Genomic DNA, 7,148 nt, shown 5'->3' on the forward strand with positions numbered 1-7,148 from the left:
TCTACCTCCTGGCTTTCGCCAGGACGACGAGGCGTGTTCTACTTCCTCACGCGTCGGTGAGATGCAATTGCGGCGCTGCATGCAGCGCCCGATATGTCCGTCGACATCAATGGAGATGACAGATGAAAATCGACCTTTCCGGAAAGACTGCGCTGGTGACCGGCTCGACCGCGGGCATCGGCAACGCCATCGCCAAGGGCCTCGCCGAGACCGGCGCCGAGGTCGTGGTCAACGGCCGCGGTCAGGCCAAGGTCGATGCCGCGATTACGGCGATCGCCAAAGCGGTGCCCGACGCGAAGGTCCGCGGCATCGCCGCTGATGTCTCGACAGCAGAGGGCTGCAAGGCGCTGCTCGCGGCGCTGCCCGAGGTCGACATCCTCGTCAACAATGCCGGCATCTTCGAGCCGAAGCCGTTCTTTGACATTCCCGACGAGGACTGGAGCCGCTTCTACGAGGTCAACGTGATGTCGGGCGTGCGGCTGTCGCGCGGCTACATGCAGGGCATGCTGAAGCGCAACTGGGGCCGCATCGTCTTCATCTCCTCGGAGTCCGGCCTCAACATTCCGACCGAGATGATTCACTACGGCATGACCAAGACCGCGCAGCTTGCGATCGCGCGCGGCCTCGCCGAGCTCACCAAAGGCACCGCCGTGACCGTCAACTCGGTGCTGCCCGGACCGACCATGTCCGAAGGCGTCGAGACCTTCGTCAAGGATCTCGCCAAGCAGAACGGCCAGTCGGTCGAGGAGGCGGCCTCCAACTTCGTCAAGCAGCACCGGCCGACCTCGCTGCTGCAGCGCTTCGCCAGCACCGAGGAGATCGCCAACCTCGTGGTCTATGTCTGCTCCAAGCAGGCCTCGGCGACCAACGGCGCCGCGCTGCGCGCCGAAGGCGGCATCGTCAACACCATCGCATGACGCCGCATGCCGGCCTATGTGATCTCCGAGGTCGAGATGCGGGACGCCGCGGCGTTCGAGGCCTATCGCACGCTGGCGGCGAACACCATCGCACAATATGGCGGGCGCTACGTCGTGCGCGGCGGCACAGTCGAGGTGGTGGAGGGCGGTCCACCACCGAACGCGATCGTCATCGTCGAATTTTCGACCATGGCGCGCCTGCGCGAATGGTACGCGTCACCGGAATACGCCGAGGCGTTGAAGCTGCGCGCAACCGCGCTGGAGCGACGCCTGCTGTTCGTCGAGGGCGTGCCGCCGATCTAAAGCGCGATGAGATTAGGTTGAATCGTCGTCGCGCTTTAGCTCCTTGTTTGAGCATGATCTTTTCGGAAAACCGCTTCGCACTTTTCCGGATCATGCTCTAGCTATCCCTTCGCGCCGTCCAGGAATTCGCTGAAGCCTGCGGGACGGTAGGGACCGAAGCAAATCTGCTCCAGCACGCCAATTCCGGTCTGGCCGCCCTGGCGGGCGCGAACCACCTGCTGCACGTGCACATTCTCGCGGGCCAGCGGGTCGAGCGTCGATGGATCGAACGACTCGCCGCCGATCTCGAGCTCGCCCTTCCACATGCCCTGGCCCCACTGCGGATGGCCGTAGCCGAGGCCCTTCATCTGGAATTTGAGGATCGGGTCGAGCGCGATGGTCGTGGTGTGGCCGTCGATATCGACGAGGTCGATTTCAGCCGACTGCGCGAGCCGGGTGTTCGGCACGTATTTGACGCGATGCCGCGCGGTCGCCATGCGGCGGTCGAGGCCGTCGACCACGCCGGGGATCTCGGCCTCGCTTCGGTAGAGCGGCGCGGTAATGCCCTCGCGGACCAGCGCCTCGCCCTGCGTCCCGTCGAAGAAGATCGCGTGCGAGATGTGGTCGTCCCAGACCAGCGGCGCCCAGAGGAAGAACACGCTCGGCGGCGGCATCGGCGCGCCTCCGACGTCGCGTTCGCCGACATTGCGCACGCCCCAGGAGCGATCCTTGGTGCCGTAGCATGTGCGATCGTCGACCTTGATCCCGCCATCCGGGTGGTTGATGACGCCGCTCCAGCGGCCGAACTGGTCGAACCGGGTCGAATCCATCGCGCGGCGGTCGCCCGACCAAAGCGTCTGGCGCGCTTCCTGGATCGCGGCGGTGCGCGCGGAGAAGGTCAGGTCGCAGGCGAGGCCCGTCGCATTGTCGTCGAGCACCACCCGGGTCCGCAGCATCGGCTCGAGCACTTCGAGCCTGAACGGACCGACCTGCATCTCGGTGCGCTCGATCGGAGCCCGCCGCGAGCCGTAAAAGCAGTGCTGCCGTCCGCCGCGTTCCACGACGCTGAAGGCGCAATCGAGGATCTTGCGGTGCGGGTAGATCGCAATGCCGATCCCGAAATAATACGCGCCGTCGGCGGTGTAGCCGTTGAACCAGGTCCGGTCATAGACATTGCGGTCGCTGGTCGAGGGAACCGCGATCGGCTCCGGCGTCTGGTGGATGGGGAAATCGTCCAGTTTGTTGAGCACGCCGATTCCTTTCGATGCCTGACGCGTTGTATCCACTTCGCTCGAAAGCGCGTTAGTCCTGCCAGTATGAAAAACTGTCGTGGTCCAGCGCTTGCGCGCAGGCGCCGCGGGTCATTTTCAGGAACAGCGCGTCGCCTCGCTCGGAGCGCTGGACGCTGAGCGCGGAGACGACGCCCATCATGATGCCGTGCAGCGTGTAGCGCCGATAATCCCGCCAGCAACGATCCCAGTCATAGTCCCGCACGCCGCGCCGGATCAGTTCCGAGTGATAGAGCCGCACCAGCTCGGCCTCATGAAGCCGCCGTTCGGATGGATCGATGCCGGCCGAGAGGAAATAGGCGACGTCGACGATTCCCGGGCCCACTGTCAGCGTCTGCCAGTCCAGCGTCGCCATCGGCCGGGTGTTGCCGCGCACATCGAACAGCATGTTGTCGAGCCGGAAGTCCGCATGCTGCAAGGTTCGCAGCGCCGACCGATCGGACTGATAGCGCAATAGGGCGTCCGGAAGCCGGTCGATCAGATCAAGGAATTCCGGCTCGATCACGCCGCGATATCGCTCCTTGTAGTGACCGATGATGCCGGGCAGCACCGCGCGAAGGTCTCTGCGCCGGCTTGCGGCCACCACGAAGCATTGCACCGCATCGAGGCTCGGGTCATTCCATCGCGGCGCATGCAACGCCGCGGCCTCGGTCATGGCCATCTGGCTGTCGGCGATCGAGCATCCGGCGAGTTGATCGCCCGGACGTGCGGGCGCGAGGTCTTCCAGGATCAGCGTGAAGTCGTCGGTCGCCGGATCGATTTCGGCAATAATCGGCCGGGGCGTGTGAATGGCGACGGTGGCGGCCAGTTCGCGATAGAACGCGACCTCGCGGACGTAAAGCGTGTGCGCGGAGCCGGAGCGGCGGCTGTCGGGATCTGCAGCAGGGAATTTGCCGACGACGCTCAAGGGAGCGTTCGGCTCGTCACCGTCATAGGTCAGACGAAATCGATAACTGTCGCCGACGAGGCCGTTGCCGACCGGCTTGCAGGCGAGATCGACGACTCTGACCCGATCGATCAGACCGGCTTCGCGCAGCGCCCGCGTCATCCACTCCGGATCGATCCGCGACGGATCGGCCGTGAGCAAACTCATCGGTTTCCTCCCATCCCCGTAGGCGTCACCACCGCTCCGGCCGCGTCCTGCGCGGCCGGATTGAGGACGGGGTGATCGTTACGCAAATCATACAGGCGATGCCGTGGCTTTGGCAAAGCCACTCCCCGGGCCTGTGGGGATATCATGCCCGGGATGTTGCCCGGGCATGAGGAAGCAGACGTGAGGAGCCTTTACCAGCCCTCGAGCACGATCTTGCCGCGTGACTTGCCGCTTTCCAGCAAAGCGTGGGCGCGCTTGAGGTTGGCGGCGTTGATGGTACCGAAGGTCTGGTCGAGCGTGGTGCGCAGCACGCCCTTGTCGATCAGGTCGGCGACATCGTTGAGCAGATGATGCTGCGCGATCATGTCGGGCGTCTGGAACGAGGAGCGCGTGAACATCGATTCCCAGTGCACCGACACCGCCTTGCCCTTGAACGCAGCGACGTTGAATTCCGGTGGATCGTCGATCAGGCCGAACTTGCCCTGCGGCGCGATGAAGTCGGCGATCGACTTGTAGTGCTGGTCGGTGAAGGTGAGGCTGGCGACGAGGCCGACCGGCGGCAGCCTCAAACTCTCGATCTGCTCCTTCATCGGCTGCGAGTGATCGATCACCGCATGGGCGCCGAGATCGCGGCACCACTTTTGCGACTCCGGCCGCGTCGCGGTCGCGACCACGGTCAGCCCGGTGAGGCGGCGCGCAAGCTGGATCAGGATCGAGCCGACACCGCCGGCGCCGCCGGTGATCAGAAGCGTGCGCGGATCGAGGCTCTTGCCCGGCACCGCGCCGAGCCGGTCGAACAGCAGCTCCCACGCGGTGATCGAAGTCAGGGGCAGGGCGGCGGCCTGCGCGAAGGACAGCGACGCCGGCTTGTTGCCGACGATGCGTTCATCGACCAGATGAAATTCCGAATTGGTGCCCTGGCGCAGGATCGAGCCCGCGTAAAACACCTCGTCGCCGGGCTTGAAGAGCGAGACGTCGGGCCCGACCGCGTCGACCACGCCGGCCGCGTCGAAGCCGAGGATCTTGTATCCGCCGTCGGTCGGCGCCGCGCGCTTACGCACCTTGTAGTCGACCGGATTGGCCGAGATGGCCTTCACCGCGACGCGGATGTCGCGCCCCTTCGGCTCGGGCTTGGCGATCTCGAAATCGACGAGCGAATCCGCCGCCTCGATCGGCAGCGATTTTTGGTATCCGACGGCCTTCATGCCTGGTCTCCGTGGTGGGCGATTGCCTGCGGATTAACTGTCGCGCTGGCGTCCATTTGGCAAGTACTGTAAAAACAGGGAACTAGTCCCTGTTTGTATACTATTGGGAAAATACTGGATGAAACGGCAGAATTTCGCGCGCCGGCCGGGCTGCGCGGTCGAGGCGGCGCTCGACCTGATCGACGGCAAATGGAAGGGCGTGATCCTCTACCACTTGCAGGCCGGCACCCAGCGCTTCGGCGAGTTGCGGCGGCGGATGCCCGGCATCACCCAGCGCATGCTGACCAAGCAGCTGCGCGCGCTCGAGGACGATGGCCTCGTGATCCGCAAGGTCTATGCTGAGGTGCCGCCACGCGTCGAATACACGCTTTCCGAACTCGGCGAGAGCCTGCGCCCCGTGATCGATATTCTGAAAGCCTGGGGCGAGGGCCATCAGGAGCGGCTGTCCTGCGCACCGGCGCCCGAGGTCGTCGTGAAGAAGAAGCGCGCGGCGTAGCTCAAGTTTGAATTGAATCAGGCCGGCCACGCGCCGAGGGGCAGGTCACTCGCAAATGAAAAGTTCGGTGTCGTCCCGGCGTAGGCCGGGACCCATAACCCCAGGGAGCGGTTGCGGCGCGGGCGAGCGACCACGAGTCTTCGTCAAACCAGATCCTGTGGTTATGGGTCCCGGATCTGCGCTCCGCTTCGCTGCGCTTGTCCGGGACGACGAAGTTCTTTTGCCGCCGGCTCCTTTGCATGGGTTGTTTTCGATATTTCGGCGGCGCGTAACGGCCGGGAGCGGTGTCGCTCCCGGCCGTTGGTCTTGACGGCCGCTCCGATCAGCTCAGAACGCAACCTGTGTGCGCAGCGCGACCGCGTCGAACTTCGAGCCGACGTCCGCAGCCGAGGTCGCCGAGGCCTGCTTGGCGATATCGCCGTGCAGATAGTTCAGCATGAAGCGGACGTTGTTGTTGACGTACCAGTTCAGCGCGGCGGTGTAGACGGTCTGCCGTCCGCCCGCGATGCCGACCGCCTGCGCGATCTGATCGTTGAGGTCCATCGTGCTGACGCGGCCGGCGATTTCCCAGGCGCCCCAGCCGCCGCCGGCGAGCGAGAACGGATCATGCGGCTTGATACCGCTGTAGGAGGCTGTCGCCGGGTTGTAGGCGTGGTTCTCGCCGGTCAGCACGTAGCCGACCTGCGCGTAACCGCCGTCGAATTTCAGGCTCGGCGCGCCGAATGGCGGCAGCCCCGTGTTCGCCGAGCGGTCGACATTGAACCAGTAATATTCGCCCTGCGCGATGAACGGGCCATAGGTCGCTGCCGCCTCGACGCCGTAGACCTGCGCGCCGGAGACGTTGGCGATCGCACCGGTCGAGATCAGCGTGGTCGGATCGATGCGCAGCTCGGGCCGGTCGCTGAGCGTGAGCGTCTGCGCCTGCGTGAGCTGGTTGCGCGGCGGCTGCACCAGCCATTCCGCATCGGCGCCGATGTGTACCGAATAGTTCTTGCCGCTGATCGGATTGCCGGCGACGCGGATGACGCCGCCATACTGCTCGGACGTGCCGGCCGGCGAGGCGGAGGATGCGGAGTGGATGGCGCCCGACGTTGGTCCGGTGACATAGCCGCCGATCCAGAACTGGTCGTTCCACCAGCGGGTGCCGGCGGCCGAACGGAAGTCACCGGCGGCGATGTTCTGGGCGATGATGCCGACCGAGGCGCGCTCCATGAACAGGATGTCGTTGGAGCTGGTCGCTTCGTCGAGCGTCCACGGCACGTCCATGATGCCGCCTTCGATCGCCATCTTGCCGCCGAACGGCTTGAAGCCGGTGTAGCTGAGATACGCATTCTCGATGCCCGAGGTGCCGCCGCCGGGCAGCGATCCCGGCGCCGCGCCGCCGAAGCCGTCGGACGAGCCGCCGAAATCGTAGATCAGCGAGTAATTCCAGTCGCCGAAGAATTTGCCGACGATGCCGATGCGCGCGCGGCGGACGTTCTCGCCGCTGTCGAGCTTCTGCGGCGAGGTGCCTGCGGTGTTCGGACGATAGTCGTAGCCGCCGACATCCCAATGCACGCGACTCGTGATCGCAACGCAGTTCTGTTCGTCCGCGGTGCAGATCGTCGGCCGGTTGTTCGGCATCGTCACCACGACGCCGGACGGCGCGACCGGGCCTTTCACCGGGATCGCGGCGTTGGCGCTCGCCACCCGCGCGGCCTTGGCATCCGCCGCCTTCGCATTGGCATTTGCGCTGGCGGCGGTTGCGGTATTGGCGTTGGTCTGCTTCTGCAGTCTGTCGAGCTTCTGTTCGAGCATCTTCAGCTGCTGCTTCAGCAGCGCGATCTCCGCATCGCTGCCGCCTCCGGCCGATTGTGAATAGGCCGG

7 protein-coding genes are annotated in these 7,148 nt (G+C 65.1%); 3 read left to right on the forward strand and 4 right to left on the reverse strand.

Annotated elements, in window-relative coordinates:
* The first annotated feature begins 122 nt into the window (after positions 1-122).
* Positions 123-917, forward strand: coding sequence for an SDR family NAD(P)-dependent oxidoreductase (locus tag AKL29_RS13160; RefSeq protein WP_050384484.1), 795 nt, complete (start codon positions 123-125; stop codon positions 915-917).
* A 6-nt stretch (positions 918-923) separates the two neighbouring features.
* Entirely contained in the window at positions 924-1,220 is a 297-nt protein-coding gene (locus AKL29_RS13165) for a DUF1330 domain-containing protein (RefSeq protein ID WP_050384485.1), read from the forward strand.
* Positions 1,221-1,321: 101 nt separating this feature from the next.
* On the opposite strand, the gene AKL29_RS13170 is transcribed toward AKL29_RS13165, so the two are convergent.
* The 3 genes from AKL29_RS13170 to AKL29_RS13180 all read right to left on the reverse strand — a co-directional run bounded on the left by AKL29_RS13170 (position 1,322) and on the right by AKL29_RS13180 (position 4,786).
* Positions 1,322-2,449, reverse strand: a complete 1,128-nt coding sequence (locus tag AKL29_RS13170) for an Rv3169 family protein (protein ID WP_063779908.1) — start codon at positions 2,447-2,449, stop codon at positions 1,322-1,324.
* 52 nt (positions 2,450-2,501) lie between these two features.
* Entirely contained in the window at positions 2,502-3,581 is a 1,080-nt protein-coding gene (locus AKL29_RS13175; protein WP_050384487.1) for a phosphotransferase, read from the reverse strand.
* Between the two features lie 191 nt (positions 3,582-3,772).
* Entirely contained in the window at positions 3,773-4,786 is a 1,014-nt protein-coding gene (locus AKL29_RS13180) for a zinc-binding alcohol dehydrogenase family protein (protein WP_028335470.1), read from the reverse strand.
* A gap of 118 nt (positions 4,787-4,904) precedes the next feature.
* On the opposite strand from AKL29_RS13180, the gene AKL29_RS13185 reads away from it, so the two are divergent.
* Positions 4,905-5,282, forward strand: a complete 378-nt coding sequence (locus tag AKL29_RS13185; RefSeq protein ID WP_050384488.1) for a winged helix-turn-helix transcriptional regulator — start codon at positions 4,905-4,907, stop codon at positions 5,280-5,282.
* 327 nt (positions 5,283-5,609) lie between these two features.
* On the opposite strand, the gene AKL29_RS13190 is transcribed toward AKL29_RS13185, so the two are convergent.
* Positions 5,610-7,148, reverse strand: a 1,539-nt coding sequence (locus AKL29_RS13190) for an OprO/OprP family phosphate-selective porin (protein ID WP_244481993.1), incomplete at its 5' end; no start/stop codon positions are given.

Source organism: Bradyrhizobium pachyrhizi, from assembly GCF_001189245.1.
Taxonomy (GTDB): Bacteria; Pseudomonadota; Alphaproteobacteria; order Rhizobiales; family Xanthobacteraceae; genus Bradyrhizobium; species Bradyrhizobium pachyrhizi.